Raw genomic sequence first — 15,841 nt, 5'->3', positions numbered from 1 at the left:
AGAATTGAAGGCCTTTTCCAGGCGCCCTCGTGCGTGAAAGAATAACTCAACGTGTCTGACAAAAAGCAGGATCTAACATCCTCCGCAGCAGGTAGTGCTGCACCCCAAACCAAGGCCTACCCCGCCATGCCCTTGCCTGAAAAGCAAGCTTGGCCAGCTCTAATTGCCTTGTGCATTGGGTTTTTCATGATCCTGTTGGATCAAACCATCGTGGCCGTCTCTACCCCAGCGTTACAGGCAGACATGGGCGCGTCCTACAACGAGGTCATCTGGGTAACCTCGGTGTATCTCCTCACTTTCGCGGTGCCACTGCTTGTTACTGGCCGTTTGGGCGACAAGTACGGTCCGAAAAATGTCTATGTCGCAGGCATGGTTATCTTCACAGTGAGCTCTTTGGCCTGTGGTTTGGCCCCAGACATGTTCACGTTGATTATCGCTCGTGGCGTTCAAGGTTTGGGCGCAGCCCTTTTGACTCCACAAACCATGGCAACAATCAACCGCATCTTTGCTTTTGAGCGCCGCGGTGCAGCTCTTGGAGTGTGGGGTTCTACAGCTGGCCTTGCATCCCTAGCAGGACCGATCCTGGGTGGTGTCATCACCGAAAACTGGGGTTGGCAATGGGTCTTCTACATCAACGTGCCCATCGGCGTGATCTCGGTGATCGCAGTAATGAAGTACGTTCCTGAATTCCCACCGCTGACCCGACCGCTTGATCCGCTTTCTATCGTGTTGTCCATCGTGGCCGTGTTCTTCCTGGTGTTTGCTTTCCAGGAAGGCGAAGGCGCTGGCTGGGCGGCATGGGTGTGGATCATGATCGTAGCCGCCTTTGCGCTCTTTGCGTGGTTTATCTACCAACAAAGCAGGGCCGAGAAATCCGGAAACGATCCTCTCGTCCCACTGGAGATTTTCAAGTTTAGAAACTTCAGCCTCGGCAATATCTGCATCATGGCCATGGGATTCACCGTGGCTGGTACTCCTCTGCCCATCATGTTGTACTTCCAGCAAGCACACGGAATGAACGCCATGGAAGCGGGTTTCATGATGGTGCCTCAAGCTCTCATGGCAGCAGTACTGTCACCATTTGTTGGAAAGCTGGTTGATCGATCCAACCCTGGACTCATGGCAGCCCTCGGTTTTAGCACAGTGGCTGTGTCCATTGTACTGCTGTCAATGGTAATGATTTTCGATACGGGTCTAGTCTGGGCACTTGTTTCGATGACTTTGCTCGGCATCGGAAACGCCTTTGTGTGGGCACCGAACTCGACCTCCACTATGCGCGACCTGCCACACAAGTTCATGGGAGCGGGCTCTGGCGTGTTCAATACAACCCGCCAATTAGGTTCAGTCATCGGCGCCGCTGCCATCGGCGCGGTAATGCAGATTCGACTGGCAGCAGGCGATGAGGGCGCAGCTTTTGGTCAAGCACTTCTACTTGCCGCTGCGGTGCTGGTTATCGGCATTGTGGCATCAACGATGGCAGGAAAAAATGCACACCCAGCGCCGGTAAAGCCTTAAAGGTCGCCTGAATCCTTCGACAACATCTCCGACATCACCCGGGCCATGCGATAAGCCTGCGCGGCCTCGGTGATGGTCCCCTGCACCAAATCCTCACCCGGATGAATATCAACAGCATCCACGAGATAGTTTCGGCCCACACCTAAACGATCAAAAAAGCGTGCTACCTCAACGGCCTTTTGCCGCGGTCGCTCGAGCAGTTCATCTACGACATCTTTTCCTGTCGTAATGCCCAAACCAAGACGAATTCCACTGGTGATGGTTTCACCAAAACCATCCAAATGTTCATTTCCACGGACTTGATCCATGGAAATCTGCACAGTATCGGCGCCCGCACCCCGAGCCACATCCCAAGTAGGAATCTGGCCGGTGAGGTTGAGATATGTCGGCCCCTCAATCGAGCTAAAGACCTGCTGCAAACGTTCACTGGCATCAGCGACATTCACCGCAGGAATAATGTCAAAGGTGGAAGTGCCAGGGAGGGAGCCGTCGATAAGCGATTTCAGCTCCGGCTCATCAATTTGCACCTGCACTTCGGCGCGAAATCGCCCAGCAACCTTGCGTGCATGCGCATCGATGCCGGCGATCAGCGCCTGCGTGAGATCACGCATCGCACCGCGATCAGACAAAACGCGATGGCCATTGGCCAACTCAATGCGCGCACCTAAAGTCCAGGGACCAGCAACTTGGATTTTTAGCTTGTCGACGCCCGTTCCCCAGGTTTCCTCGCACGCATCCAAATCCATGTCAAGGAAATCGCCGGTCAGGTGCGTCAATCTGCTGGGGCGTGTGCTCATCACCCAAGATCGGGCCCCGCGATCAACGTTGATCATGTCCAGCAGACCGACGGTTCGACCGATCAGATCAGCACCCAAACCTCGCGCCGGAAGCTGAGGAATATGGAGAAGATCGCCCGTTTCACCCTGAATAATGTCGGCGGCTTCCGCGGCGGATTTTCCAGGAAGCTCACCTAAACCATAAGCGCCCAATTTTCTTAAGACTCCGTGTGGCAGATGGTGCCTGATCCAAGAACGATGTCACCATCCGCGTCAGGCAGGTACAGCACTGCTGCCTGGCCGCGAGCAACACCCTGAAGAGGTTCATTGAGGTTGAGCACCATGAAATCAGCGTCACGATCAATCGTCGCAGAGCAGGAAACTACTCCACCGTGTGCGCGGACCTGGACTTCGCAATCGATCTGTCCGTCCATCGCTGGATGGAGGAACTTCAAACGATCGGCGTGGATGGTGCTGATCTTTAGGTTTTCGCGAGTACCAACGGTGACGGTGCCGGTCTTGGCATCAATATCGGTGACGTAACGTGGACGACCATCGGCTGCTGGAGCCTTAATGTCAAGGCCCTTGCGCTGACCAATGGTGAATTCATGGACACCAGCGTGCTCACGGAGCTGCGTGCCTTCCTGATCCACGATCATGCCCGGACGCATACCGATGTGCTTGCCCAAGAACGCCTGGGTGTTGCCATCCGGAATGAAGCAAATGTCGTAGGAGTCTGGCTTCTTTGCCACAGAGAAACCTGCAGCACTGGCTTCTTCACGGATTTCAGGCTTGATGGTATCGCCGACTGGGAACATGCAGTGCTCGATCTCATGAGCGCCAAGCACACCAAGCACGTAAGACTGATCCTTGTTGGGATCAACTCCGCGACGCAAGTAGCCATCGCCACCATCAGCAGGCTGGGTCAAGCGCGCGTAGTGGCCGGTAACCACTGCATCGAAACCAAGCGCGATGCCACGCTCAAGCAAGGCGGCAAACTTGATTTTCTCATTACAACGCAGGCAAGGGTTTGGAGTCTCACCGATCGCGTAAGAATCAATGAAGTTGTCGATCACATCTTCCTTGAAACGATCCGAGAAATCCCAGACATAAAACGGGATACCCAACTTGTCACACACGCGACGAGCATCAGCGGAATCTTCCAGAGAGCAGCAACCGCGCGAAGACTCACGCACCGTTTGCGGATCTTGCGACAACGCCAAATGCACGCCAACCACTTCATGACCAGCTGCGACCGCGCGTGACGCCGCGACGGCGGAATCAACGCCTCCACTCATTGCTGCAAGAACCCGCATGATCTCCCCTCTACAAAGCTTTCTGCCTACGTTTACTTAATTAATCTCAACAACGTAGCGTATCCGCATGTTCCCGAAATCCCGAATTTCTTTTATTTGGGGAGGATTTTCAAGCTTTCGCGGTTGAGCATTCACTCTTCCTCTAAATCTGACGCAAGTAAATCTGATGCAAGCGAAAACATGCTGAAATACTCCACCTTTGAGTGCTTTTTTATTAGAGCCCGGATGACCGCGTAAATACCCATGCTGAGTTCATCCATGTCTTCATCCGCATTTGAATTGATAGTGAACCTATATTCAATGAGCGAAATTGTGCGGTCTTGGATGTCTGTGCTGTCTCCGAACATTTCCACCCAGACCTTTTCAACTTCAAATGTGTCTTCCGCTGAGTGTTGGACCAATATTTCATGGTGTGAGATATCGGGGTTTTCTTTCAAAAATTCAACTGCTAGTTCTTCGGAAATCTCTTGAGCCTGTTGGGTTGTAGAAAATACATAAAGCCGCTCGACATATTCTGTTTCAAATCTCATTGCTTCCGCCTCTACTATTGCGTTGCTTATCCCACAACAGGGAAAGTTCTAAAGGATCTAACCCCTCACAGGGGTTCTAAAAGATCTAAACTCACGCTAGACTTCTAAAAGATCTAAAGTTCAGTTCCAACACAAGCCAGCACTGCATTCCGCAAACCCGACTAGACCATCCAAGGTGTCTTCTATGTCAGCTCGCAATCCGTTCCGCCCCACTTTCGGAGTTTCCCCCACCGTACTTGCAGGCCGAGACTCACTTCTACAGTCTTTCAAACTTGGTCTCGCGGAAGGCCCCGGAAGCCCCTTTAGAGCATTGCTGATTTCGGGATCTCGTGGCATGGGTAAAACTGTGTTGCTCAATGAATTTGAAGATGCAGCTGCGTCTCAAGGGTGGATCACGCTGCGCGCCTATCCGGATAATTCCATGGTGGATGGCTTAGTTAATTCCGCCATCCCGGAGGCGCTACAGAATCTTGACGGACCGCAGTCCAAAAGAATGCTCAGTGGTGTGGCCATTCCTGGTATCGCTACGGTGACGGCCATTGCTGATCCAACCAAGAAGGATCCCACTCCCACGCTGATTTCCAGGCTCCGCGAGTTGGCTACTCGTTTGCAAAAGCACGGCTCCGGAATTTTGATCACCCTTGATGAACTCCAAAGCGCCAATGTGGATCTTTTGCATGTGTTGGCCACTGCGGTCCAGGATCTCCTACGGGATGATTTCGATATCGCATTGGTAGCAGCGGGTCTGCCAGAGGGAATCGATCGTCTTCTCCAGCATGAGGGCACAACCTTTATCCGCCGAGCCGAAAGAATCCTGCTCAATCCTGTCAACCATGAAGATTCGGTGGAGATGTTCCTGGATACCGCTGCGGAAGGCCAACGCCACATGACTTCCGAGGCCGCCGAACTCGCGGCGCAGATCAGCAAGGGCTACCCCTACTCCATGCAGCTGACTGGTTCTCTGGCATGGGCGCGAAGTACTCTTGACAACTCCGATACCATCCAGGCCGAACAAGTAGATGCTGTCCGCGACGAGGTTGTGCGCCGCATGGGCATGCAAGTCCACGAGCCAAGCCTGCACCAGGTCCCTGATGGTGAGCTGACCATTTTGTACGCGATTGCCCAACTGTCAAAAAACGGCGAGATGGTGTCTACTGGAGATATCGCACACCTCATGGGCGTCAAGCCCAACGCCTTGTCGATGCAGAGAAAGCAACTTCTCAGCAGAGGTCTCGTAGAGGTTCCCAAGTACGGTTTCCTCAATTTCACTTTGCCGTACATGCGCGAGCACCTCCTCAACAGCCCGCACCACCGACCAATCACATAAGACACAAGCACTAAAACAGCATTAAAGAAAGAAAGCTTTTTCGTGGCCCGTAAGAAAAACACGTCCGATCAATCCCGCTCCCAAGCTGCCAACACGCCCATTGCTGGCACCTATGAGGGTGAATATTCCGTCATCGAGTTGGAGGCCGATTCCTACACCACCGATGGCTGGTTGATCAGCATTAATGGCGTGCCCAGCTCTCATATTGTCCTGGGGCAACCGCAGGCACTGGAATTTGAGTACATGCGGTGGATCGCTACCGGCGCTCGGGCGTTCATCGATGCGCATCAGGATGCATCCAAGCTGCGGATTACTCACCTCGGCGGCGGTGCGTGCACGATGGCCAGGTATTTCGCGGATGTTTACCCGCAGTCACGCAACACTGTCGTGGAATTGGATGCAGAGCTTGCCCGCCTGTCGCGTGAATGGTTCGACATTCCGCGCGCGCCACGGGTAAAGATTCGTGTGGATGATGCCCGAATGGTGGCAGAATCTTTCACTCCCGCAAGCCGCGATGTGATCATCCGTGACGTTTTTGCCGGAGCTATCACGCCGCAGAACTTCACCACCGTGGAGTTCTTTGAGCACTGTCACCGTGGCCTTGCTCCCGGCGGATTGTACGTTGCCAACTGTGGCGATCATTCGGATCTGCGCGGAGCTAAATCTGAGCTCGCGGGAATGATGGAGGTGTTCGAGCACGTCGCGGTCATCGCCGATCCCCCGATGCTTAAAGGGCGCCGTTACGGCAACATCATTTTGATGGGTTCAGACACCGAGTTCTTTAGCTCCAACAGCACGGAAGCGTCCGCGATTACCCGTGAGCTTCTTGGCGGCGGCGTTCCAGCGCAGTACAAGGATGAATCCTGGGTGCGGAAATTCGCCTCGGGAGCCCAGGCCCGCCACGATGGGGTCTCTACCCTCCAAATGCCGAGTGATACTCCACAACACCCTGCGGAAACGCCGGAGCATTCAAACACACAGCCATAAAAAATTCCGCTGGCGCGTCCGGATAGACCAGCCCGGGCACGACCTCAAAACCGAAGCGTCGATAATAGCCCGGATCCCCCAGCAACACGATGCCGCCAGCACCCTCCGCACGCAACTGATCAAGCGCGCTGCCCATCAGCGCAATACCCACGCCTTGCTGCTGCTTATCGGGCCGAACACTGACAGGCCCAATGCCAAACCAGCCCTGCACCCCACCGCCGATCAGTACCTCAGAGGCTGCGATATGCCCAATGACCTCGCCATCCGCCTCAGCGACGAGCGAAAGGCTCAGCGCCTTTGCAGCACGAAGCTTATCGACGAGATCTTGCTCTGTTCCATCTGAATGCTCAATTCCTGTAAAGGCCGCTTCAGTAACATCATGAATCGCGCTGATATCGCGCGATTGTTCCGCTCGGATGTGGAATGCGCTCATAGCCCCAAGACTACCAACGCAAGAAAAACCGGCACGATCACGCCGATCCTCTCCCATTAACATCCCAAACCCCATCCAAACCGGAAACTCGGCACGATCTTGCCGGTTTTCCTTGTTTAGGCTCCGAAACGGATGTATACTGCAAAGAACGGCACGATCATGCCGAAAGTTGGATCCAAAGGATGCACATGAACGCAGAAGAAATCGGAATGGCGCTGCTCAACGGACGCAAAGAGCTAGGCCTTAGACAAGGAGAGCTCGCAGACTTAGCTGGAGTTTCTGAACGATTCATCCGCGATGTCGAAAAGGGAAAAACTACCGTCCGCCTGGACAAAGTCATCGATGTACTCCGCGTCCTTGGACTCGAGCTTTCTGTTGGAATTCACGATCCCCTCAAGGTTAATCAATGACCCCCACTGCCGATATCTGGTTTAAAGATACTTTGGCTGCTCATTTCACACGCGACGGCGACCAGACCACATTCTCCTACACAGCTGATTACGCAGGTCCACCGATTGCCACGTCCCTGCCCATCAATTCTGAACCCGTGATTACGCGCTCTGGAGCGATCCCACCATTTTTCGCGGGATTACTCCCCGAAGGTCGTCGCTTAAGTTCACTTCGGAGAAACATTAAAGCCTCTGCCGATGATGAACTTTCACTCCTTCTAGCAGTGGGAGCTGATCCTGTTGGTGCAGTCGCTATCTTCCCCCATGGTGAAAATCCACAACCTGCACCACCCACAGTTGATTTTGACGATGAACTTGATTTCTCGGCTGCACTAACCGAGTCCGGGATTGCGGATCCCGTTGCACTGGCCGGTGTCCAAGACAAAGCCTCTGCACGCACCATCGCGGTCCCCGTTGCAAGCGATGCCATCTTGAAACTCTCCCCGCCTGAATACCCTTACTTGGTGGAAAACGAAGCAGCTTGTTACCAGTTGCTGACCAAAAATAAGCTTCGCATTGAACTGTCCAAAGTAGAAGTTCTCCATGACAAACACGGCAGGTCCGGACTCTTAGTTCACCGCTTTGACCGCACACCCAAAGGCAAAATCCCCGTCGAGGATGCAGGACAGGTCTTGGGAATCTGGCCTGCAGATAAATACTTAGTGAGCTACGAGGACATCGCACAAGCCCTCACTAAAGTGTGCGCCTCCCCCATCTTGGCGATGCGCAATCTCGCCTTCCAAATCGCAGTCGCGTGGCTCAGCGGCAATGGTGATCTTCATGCCAAGAACATCTCCATTATCAACAAAGGCCGCGGATTTGAGATCAGCCCCATCTATGACATCCCTGCCACCGCAGTATATGGCGACACCACGATGGCATTAGAAATCCAGGGATCCAAAAAGGATCTCAGCCAAAAGAAATTCCTAAAATTCTGTACATCCATCGGACTACCAGAAAAAACAGCCATGTCGGTTGCGAACGCTGCACTGTTGGCAACAGAAAATGCCGCAGAGACAATTCTTGCTTCGGGAAATTTTGATACACGGATGAATCGAGATCTGGCCAGGGTTCTCAAACATCGACGAAGCGCATGGGGAGCTTAATTCGCCTGTTTAAGAGGTCGAAAAACTTAAATGAGTAAAGGCATGACAGTGGTAGTTTTAAGCGCTCAGAGACGATTCTGAGAGGCCACTTTTTGTAGGCACTGGGGTAGTTTTTCTATTGTCCCGCCACGGACCAAACCAGGTGACCGAAAACTCTCCACCTCAGCGCGCATTGGTCACCTGGGACGGTTAGTTGGGGTCAAAACCAGACCATATGACCAGAAATCTTCGCGGAACTGATTTCTGGTCAAATAGGACGGTATTGGAACGCAAGCCGAAACTAGAGTTACTTTTGTCTCGCCTTGCGGAGAATCAATCAGCATAAACCATTAATGTTTGAACAATGATCAAGAAATACTTATCAACAATCGCTGCTGTGACTATCGCTAGCGCTGTGCTGTTCGCTCCAAGTGCCCAGGCCAACACGATTTCCTCGCACTTTCCAGAACACGACATGGTGGATCCCTATGGACCAACCATGACATCGACTGGGTTGAATCGTTCCCAAGAAACCGTGATGTTTCACGGACTTTTTGGTGCGATCGTGCTGTCAACAGGATCTCCCGTTGTTGGCGACTGCCAAAATGTTCCGCTGTCGCACCAGCAGGTGATCTGCCCGCTGGCAACGGAACTGCACTATGCGATTTACGGTCGCTAAAAAGCCATTCCCGCAGTACGAGCCCTGGTCACTACGTCTTCGATCACGGCGATCACTGCCTTGATGGATTCTTCAGTGGTGGTTCTTCCGAGGGTGAATCGGATGGCACCACGGGCGTCGGTTTCGGAAATTCCCATGGCCAAAAGGACGTGGCTGGCACGGTTTACACCGTTGGAGCAGGCCGAACCTGTGGAGGCTTCGATCCGCAAGGAGTCGAGCAGCATGATCAAACTATCGCCTTCTGCTCCTGGGAAGGAGAGATGCAGGTGTCCTGGCAGGGATGGTTCGGTGGTGTGGACCAGTACGTTGGGGATGGTGTGGAGGATGGCGTCGAGAAGCATCTTTTTAAGTCCGCGCAGGCGGGTGGCTTCGCCGTCAAGCTCGGCCACTGCTTCGCGTAATGCGGCTGCGGTGGCAGCTGCGCCGGCGACATCAAGGGTGCCTGGACGGATGCCGCGCTCCTGACCACCTCCGTGCAATACGGCTGAAGGTGCTGGTGAGCGCCTCACCAACAGCAGGCCGACGCCACGTGGTCCACCGAATTTGTGCGCGGAGGCAGCCAAAGTGGTGGCGCCGAGCTCATCAAAATTGACCGGCAGATGGCCAACGACCTGAACCGCATCGATGTGTGTTGGCGTGCCGGACGCCTGCGCGGCGGCGATGAACTCAGAAACCGGCTGAATCGCGCCGGTCTCATTGTTCGCCCACATCATAGTGGCAACCGCGGCAGGCTTGTCCAGCGCTTCGAAGGAAGACACTCGTCCATCTGGACCGATCGGCATGAGCTCCGCCTCTGCCCCGCCAAGTTCTAGAGCCTTGACGGTTTCCAGAATCCCGGGGTGCTCGATCGGCGTAGAAATAATCCGATTGAGAGGCGATGCGTGGAATAACCCCTGCACAGCGAGGTTATCTGCCTCCGTGCCGGACGCGGTAAACACAACCTCGATAGGTTCACAGCCCAGCAAAGAAGCAATTTCTTCACGAGCCGAATCCGCAACGCTGCGCGCCTTACGCCCCGAACCGTACTGACTCGCGGGATTCAATGCCTGCGCGTTTTCCATCCACGCAGCTGCGGCCACCTCACGCATTGGTGTGGTGGCTGCATGGTCCAGATAAAAAGTGTTCAAAACTCCTACTTGCGCTTGTTGATCTCTTCGATGAGCGCAGGGGCGATGTCAAAGAGGTCGCCAACGACACCGAGGTCCGCAATCTGGAAGATCGGCGCGTCCTCATCGTTGTTGATCACAATAACCTTCTTTGCGGTCTGCATACCAGAAGTGTGCTGAATTGCACCGGAAATGCCGAGGCCGATGTAGAGGTCTGGGGACACGGTGACACCGGTCTGACCAACCTGGTACTCGCCTGGGTAGTAGCCCAGATCAACGGCGTCGCGGGTTGCGCCAACGGCACCGCCCAATGCATCTGCCAGTGGTTCAACGATGCTGCGGAAGTTTTCTTCGCTTCCGACACCACGTCCACCTGCGATAACGACCTTTGCCTGTGGCAGCTCAGGGCGATCGCTCTGGGTGCTTGGCGTGAAGGAGGTGATGGTGACATCCTTGGCGGTTGCGCCTGGGATCTCAATGGTTGCCAATTCACCGGTTGCAGGAACGGCCACGCCATCAAGGGCACCTGGACGCAGGGTGTACAGCGGTGAAGCGCCACCAACTGCAGCGGACACCTGAATGGTGTCGCCGAAAATGGACTGCTGTGCGGTGCGGTCGGCATTGATTCCGACGACATCGGTGAGCACACCAGAAGCCAAACGGGCAGCCAAACGACCAGCGATCTCATTACCGCTTGCAGTTGCAGCGATAACAATTGGACCTGGGTTGTTCGCAGCCAAAATGTGCAGCGCATCAACAGCAGGCAAGATCAAACGGTTGGAAGCGCCAGAGATTTCAGCGGAAACAACCTGTGCTGCACCCCAATTGCCGAGCTCAGCAGCAAGGTTTACGCCGGCACCTGGCTCGCCAACGACAACGGCAACGACGTCACCGAGTGCGCGAGCAGCAGTGATCAATTCAAGGGTAACTGGTTCTGGGCGGCCATCTAGCTGCTCAACCAGCACATAAGAAATAGACATTTAAATGTTCTCCTTTGTGAAGATAGTGGCTAGATGAGGTTCTCTGAAGCGAGGTACTCAGCAATCTTTTCAGCAGCACCCGATGCACCAATGACATCACCTTGGGAGCGCTCAGGACGATCAGCTGCAGCAGTAACAGCAGTTGCCGCGTGAGACAGACCAACCTGCTCTGGAGCCACGCCGATTTCAGCCAAGGAAAGCTTCTTGATCTCAGCCTTCTTAGCAGCCATGATGCCCTTGAAGTTAGGGAAACGTGGCTTGTCAGCCTTATCGGAAATCGACACAACCGCAGGAAGTGCAGCCTGCAACTCATAGGTGCCGTGGTTATCAATGCGAGTGGCAGTAATAGATGCACCCTCGACCTTCAGCGCAGACAAGTTAGTCAACGCTGGGACCTGGCGGTACTCAGCTAACACGCCAGGAAGCGCACCCATGGAACCATCGGAAGAAGCCGAACCCGTCACGATGAGAGCAACACCCGCGATGGTGTTGATAGCGTTGTTCAGCGCCCAAGCGGTTCCCAAAAGATCAGAACCAGCCAAGGCATCATCACTGAGCTGGATTGCTTCATCAGCACCCATGGACAGCGCCTTACGCAGCGCCTCTTCCCCACCGGCAGGGCCGGCGCTCAGCGCAACAACGCGGTAACCAGCATCCGGGTTGGACTCCCGCAAGCGCAGTGCCTGCTCCAGAGCAAACTCATTGATCTCATCCAAGACTCGATCTACACCCTCACGGTCAAGGGTGAAATCAGCTTCCAGAGTCCTCTTAGACCAGGTGTCTGGAACATTTTTAACCAGAACCACGATTGTGGACATCCACACTCACCTTTCAATTCACGATTTTTGGCGTTTTTGGCGCTTTTAGCGTTGCCCGCCCATACTACGCGGGCTTCGCCCATTGCTTTTCGACGCCTACCTACCGTCGGTTTTCACGCAACTTTATAAACACACGCGCTGACAGACAAACCAGTCTATATAGAACAGACTAAGCAATCCAGCGCGATGTGCACAATTTCCAGGGCAATTTTATTTGCATCGGCTTTAGGCGCGCTCGCGAGGACCACAAATCAATGCAACCCCTCGGCTGCCAATTCGAGTGATCACCACAGACATCGCCTTGGTACCCTTCAGCTGCAATCTTTTCCGCAACTGATCAGGATCAACATCAACACCACGCACTAAAATTTCAACCGCCCCCGCATCATGTGCTGCCATCGCCGATTTCAGCTTCTTCAGCGGAACCTCTTCAATAAACCTAAAACCGCTGGTACCCTCTGGAATCCGATTGCCCGTAAGGTATGCGATCCGCTCATCCAACATCCACAGCTGCTCACGCACTGCATAGTGGCGAACCAACCCGGCGCGCACGATGGCACCGTCTGGGTCGATGATGAACTCACCAGGTGCAGCCGCAAGGTCTTGTCCCGTGGCATCGTCTTCAAAGTTGGTGATGCGGTCAATGAGCCCATCTTTGATCACGATAGCTTCGCGAGTTTCCCCATCTGCCAGATCCGTAGTGTAGAGGCATGCTTCTTTCACGCCTCCATCAACGCTGGCAATACTGACGAGACCTGGCCATTCCGAAAAATCAAGGCCGGGGGCACATTTAACGGCGAGTGGTTGGTTGATCCAGGCGTCGAGAAGCGAAGGCAGAGGTGGCAGGAGCTGTGCCGGATTTGTAATGCGCTTGCCCCCGGCGCGTCTGGCAGGGTCCGCGATGATGACGTCGGCTCCCCTGCTTGCGGGCTGGAGCGCGTCGGCGCGGAAAATCAGGGCGTTTTTGCCCTGGAGATTGTGGGCTGCCATGAGGGTGCGTGAGAAATCTAGATCAGAACCCAGGTAGCGAAGGCCGGCATCGATAAGTTCATGCCCCTCCGTACCGATGGAACAGGTGACATCATGAACAATCACGTTCTCACCAAGTGCAGTTTTCAGACGCCGGGCGCGCTCCGCTGACACCGCAGGCGGAGTGGTTTGCTGCGCAGATTCTTGACACATCAGCCAATCTTGCGGAAGCTTCCCCACCGCGCTGCGCCTCGCCCCCGCTAGTTCTGCAACAGCCCTCCCGAAGTCACCGAAGTGCTTCCGAAGCGTCGCCACATCCGAAATCATCGACTTCTTACTCAAGTCAAGATCCGCAGTCATCTCCGCGATTTCCCGCTCCGACTGCGCCAGGAAACGCACCTCATCCGCACTAAAGCTCATGAATGAACCTTAAATGATCAAAACCGTTCCGTGCGCATCGCCTGATAAAACTCCGCATACCTCGGATTATCCACCGCATCATCCAACACAGGAGACATATCAACCTGCGCGCTGTACTCCAGCAATTCCTCCACAGTCTTAAACTGCGACAACTCAAACAACGACGCCCACGTCGGAATAACCAACCTCAACAACCCGGCGCGCCAACCATCCAAAATCAGCCGTGCAGGAAAATACCCCGTCGAAGACGCCTCCGACGTATTACCATCCGCACACTGCCCCTCCGGCTCCACAGCAACAAAAGAAAACGTATCAAACTGCTCCCTATTACCCTCAGGGCTCGCCCACCTGGCAAAAGGCACAATCAAATCACTACGAATCGCCAAATTCTCACTCTGCAACATATCCGTCAGCGACATCTCATGAGTCTCCAACAACTCCCGATATCCGTGATACTGACCAGCATTCTTCACCAAACCAGAACCATCCGTATGCTCCGCAAGCAACGTACCGGCCTCTTCAAACAACTCACGAACCGCAGCAAAAACCAACGCATACGCAACATGAGGCTCCACGCCTAAACGCACACCCCACTCCTCCGCGCTAGGTCCCCTCCACACTTCCTTACCGTGACCATCCGCAAAATCCCGAGAATCAACACCCCCACCCGGAAACACCGTCGCCCGAGGAAAATTAGCCATAGTAGACACACGCTCCTGAATGTAAACCTCCACATCAGGACGCCCATTGATGATCCCATCCCGAACCAACAGCACCGTCGCCGCCAGCTTCCTACCACCAATGCCCTGCATCACCATTGCCACACCCTGACTTTCTGTAAAGCCTACTTCTGGATAGCTTGCCTATGAAAAACCAACATCTGTGAAGCTTGTTAAAGCCCCATCCGAAGCAAACCCACACGTAAAACTTCTGCAGACCAGTCTATGGATTCCGTGCGCAGTCCGCACGAGAATGTGTCACTTGATGCTTGTTGGTTTGAACTTTTTCGGTCATTTGGGTTTAAAGTTCGATTTCACGGTTACGATTTCTTATTACCGATTTCGCAAACTCGATACCTTGCGCTCAATTTCTCAACGGCGATTTCAGTCGGAAAATGGCACTTTTCCTAGTGGTATCGCTCTTGAGAAATTGGAAGTGCGAAATTGTAATTGAGAAACCGCACCCGGGATATCGACAGTTCGAAGTCGTAACCGTGAAATCGAACTTACGGAGACAGAGTCTCTGCGTGGACTCCTCTAAAAATGTCCTAAAGGTCGACTTCTCGGTACCGACTTCGCATACTCAACTTCTCATCACACGACATCACTACTAAATGCCAGCAATCCGGAGTGAAGTCAGCACATGAGAAGTTGAGCGCAAGAAGTCAGCGCACATGAAGTCCGCATACGTGAAGTCGCCTATTAAACAACCACCCCTCCAACACCGGCCCACAACTCCAAAAAACCTACTGAGCCCTATGACTCCTGGCGGTTCTCACACGGCGGGCAAAGTAGCGTTCCCCGATGCGGTCTACTTGGATTGGCTGGTGGAATGCTTTGGATAGGTTCTCGTTTGTCATGACGGTGTTGATCAGGCCTTGGGCTACGATTTCACCTTCGTCGAGGAGCATTGCGTGGGTGAATCCGGCGGGGATTTCTTCGACGTGGTGGGTGATCATGACGATGGCAGGTGCGTCTGGGTCCATGGCGAGTTCTCCGAGGTAGCCGACGAGGTCTTCGCGTCCGCCGAGGTCCATTCCTGCGGTTGGTTCGTCAAGGATGAGGAGTTCCGGGTTGGTCATGAGTGCGCGTGCGACCAGGACTCGTTTGCGTTCGCCTTCGGAGAGGGTTCCCCAGGTGCGGTCGGCTAGGTGCATGGCTCCGACTTGTTCGAGGATTTCGGTGGCTTGTCCGAAGTCCATTTCGTCGTAGTCTTCGCGCCAGCGGCCGAGGATTGCGTAGCCTGCGGAGATGACTAGGTCAGAGACTTTTTCTTCGGAGGGGATTCGGTTGCCTAATGCGGAGGAGCTGACGCCGATCATGGAGCGGAGGTCGCGCATGTCAGTTTTGCCGATGCGTTCTCCCATGAGGCGTGCCATTCCTCCGGAGGGGAATTCTTCGGCGGATGCCATGCGGATGAGTGTGGTTTTGCCGGCTCCGTTTGGTCCGATAATTACCCAGCGTTCATCTAGTTCTACTTGCCAGTCGACGGGGCCGACGAGGTTTCGACCATCCCTCTTAAAGAAGACTCCTTGGAAATCGATGAGGAGGTCTTCATTGGATTCTTCTTCATCAGAGGGAAAAGATGCAGCTGCAGAGTTATTTATAGAGTTAGTCACATCTCCCATCTTGACTGATTTCTCCGGTTCCGTGTGGAAGTGACACAGCTCCGTTAAGCTTTCATAATGGAGACATACCCCCGGCTAATTGCCGATGTGTCTGCTTGATCGAA

16 protein-coding genes are annotated in these 15,841 nt (G+C 54.0%); 6 read left to right on the top strand and 10 right to left on the bottom strand.

Features of this window, described 5'->3' with window-relative positions:
- Nucleotides 1-51 precede the first annotated feature (51 nt).
- On the top strand, nt 52-1,515 hold the full coding sequence (locus CGL_RS06190) for a DHA2 family efflux MFS transporter permease subunit (RefSeq protein WP_003854772.1): 1,464 nt from the start codon (nt 52-54) through the stop codon (nt 1,513-1,515).
- On the opposite strand, the gene CGL_RS06185 is transcribed toward CGL_RS06190, so the two are convergent.
- The 3 genes from CGL_RS06185 to CGL_RS06175 form a co-directional block, all read right to left on the bottom strand.
- Nucleotides 1,512-2,504 (bottom strand): hypothetical protein, encoded by a 993-nt coding sequence (locus tag CGL_RS06185; protein WP_011014226.1) that lies wholly within the window; start codon nt 2,502-2,504, stop codon nt 1,512-1,514. The genes CGL_RS06190 and CGL_RS06185 overlap by 4 nt on opposite strands.
- Before the next feature lie 5 nt (nt 2,505-2,509).
- Nucleotides 2,510-3,607, bottom strand: coding sequence for a tRNA 2-thiouridine(34) synthase MnmA (gene mnmA / locus CGL_RS06180; protein ID WP_003861382.1), 1,098 nt, complete (start codon nt 3,605-3,607; stop codon nt 2,510-2,512).
- 131 nt (nt 3,608-3,738) lie between these two features.
- A complete protein-coding gene (locus tag CGL_RS06175) occupies nt 3,739-4,137 on the bottom strand; it encodes a hypothetical protein (RefSeq protein ID WP_011014225.1) in 399 nt (132 codons plus the stop codon).
- A 184-nt stretch (nt 4,138-4,321) separates the two neighbouring features.
- Between CGL_RS06175 and CGL_RS06170 the strand changes: the two genes are divergently transcribed.
- On the top strand, nt 4,322-5,464 hold the full coding sequence (locus tag CGL_RS06170; protein WP_011014224.1) for an AAA family ATPase: 1,143 nt from the start codon (nt 4,322-4,324) through the stop codon (nt 5,462-5,464).
- Nucleotides 5,465-5,506: 42 nt separating this feature from the next.
- The gene (locus tag CGL_RS06165) at nt 5,507-6,451 is read left to right on the top strand and encodes a spermidine synthase (protein ID WP_011014223.1); all 945 of its coding nucleotides are present in this window, start codon (nt 5,507-5,509) and stop codon (nt 6,449-6,451) included.
- On the opposite strand, the gene CGL_RS06160 is transcribed toward CGL_RS06165, so the two are convergent.
- Nucleotides 6,378-6,884, bottom strand: coding sequence for a GNAT family N-acetyltransferase (locus CGL_RS06160; RefSeq protein ID WP_011014222.1), 507 nt, complete (start codon nt 6,882-6,884; stop codon nt 6,378-6,380). The genes CGL_RS06165 and CGL_RS06160 overlap by 74 nt on opposite strands.
- 188 nt (nt 6,885-7,072) lie before the next feature.
- On the opposite strand from CGL_RS06160, the gene CGL_RS06155 reads away from it, so the two are divergent.
- The 3 genes from CGL_RS06155 to CGL_RS06145 all read left to right on the top strand — a co-directional run bounded on the left by CGL_RS06155 (nt 7,073) and on the right by CGL_RS06145 (nt 9,097).
- A complete protein-coding gene (locus tag CGL_RS06155) occupies nt 7,073-7,294 on the top strand; it encodes a helix-turn-helix transcriptional regulator (RefSeq protein ID WP_020447892.1) in 222 nt (73 codons plus the stop codon).
- Nucleotides 7,291-8,439, top strand: coding sequence for a type II toxin-antitoxin system HipA family toxin (locus CGL_RS06150; protein WP_011014221.1), 1,149 nt, complete (start codon nt 7,291-7,293; stop codon nt 8,437-8,439). Before CGL_RS06155 ends, CGL_RS06150 begins: the two co-directional genes overlap by 4 nt.
- Before the next feature lie 376 nt (nt 8,440-8,815).
- The gene (locus tag CGL_RS06145; RefSeq protein WP_231107905.1) at nt 8,816-9,097 is read left to right on the top strand and encodes a hypothetical protein; all 282 of its coding nucleotides are present in this window, start codon (nt 8,816-8,818) and stop codon (nt 9,095-9,097) included.
- On the opposite strand, the gene CGL_RS06140 is transcribed toward CGL_RS06145, so the two are convergent.
- The 6 genes from CGL_RS06140 to CGL_RS06110 all read right to left on the bottom strand — a co-directional run bounded on the left by CGL_RS06140 (nt 9,094) and on the right by CGL_RS06110 (nt 15,737).
- Nucleotides 9,094-10,224 carry a cysteine desulfurase family protein gene (locus CGL_RS06140; protein WP_011014220.1) on the bottom strand — a complete coding sequence of 377 codons (1,131 nt, stop codon included), beginning with the start codon at nt 10,222-10,224 and terminating at the stop codon, nt 9,094-9,096. The genes CGL_RS06145 and CGL_RS06140 overlap by 4 nt on opposite strands.
- Nucleotides 10,225-10,229: 5 nt before the next feature.
- Nucleotides 10,230-11,183, bottom strand: coding sequence for an electron transfer flavoprotein subunit alpha/FixB family protein (locus CGL_RS06135; protein ID WP_011014219.1), 954 nt, complete (start codon nt 11,181-11,183; stop codon nt 10,230-10,232).
- Nucleotides 11,184-11,212: 29 nt separating this feature from the next.
- Nucleotides 11,213-12,001: an electron transfer flavoprotein subunit beta/FixA family protein gene (locus CGL_RS06130; protein ID WP_011014218.1), complete on the bottom strand. Its 789-nt coding sequence runs from the start codon at nt 11,999-12,001 to the stop codon at nt 11,213-11,215.
- A gap of 225 nt (nt 12,002-12,226) precedes the next feature.
- The gene (locus CGL_RS06125; protein WP_011014217.1) at nt 12,227-13,390 is read right to left on the bottom strand and encodes a THUMP-like domain-containing protein; all 1,164 of its coding nucleotides are present in this window, start codon (nt 13,388-13,390) and stop codon (nt 12,227-12,229) included.
- 17 nt (nt 13,391-13,407) lie between these two features.
- Nucleotides 13,408-14,208 carry an NUDIX hydrolase gene (locus CGL_RS06120; protein WP_003854804.1) on the bottom strand — a complete coding sequence of 267 codons (801 nt, stop codon included), beginning with the start codon at nt 14,206-14,208 and terminating at the stop codon, nt 13,408-13,410.
- Nucleotides 14,209-14,855: 647 nt separating this feature from the next.
- Entirely contained in the window at nt 14,856-15,737 is an 882-nt protein-coding gene (locus CGL_RS06110) for an ABC transporter ATP-binding protein (protein WP_011014216.1), read from the bottom strand.
- Between the last annotated feature and the right edge of the window lie 104 nt (nt 15,738-15,841).

Origin of the sequence: Corynebacterium glutamicum ATCC 13032, assembly GCF_000011325.1 — a bacterium.
GTDB classification, from domain to species: domain Bacteria; phylum Actinomycetota; class Actinomycetes; order Mycobacteriales; family Mycobacteriaceae; genus Corynebacterium; species Corynebacterium glutamicum.
The sequence above is the reverse complement of the archived record's forward strand: the minus strand, read 5'-3'. Positions and strand labels throughout refer to the sequence as shown.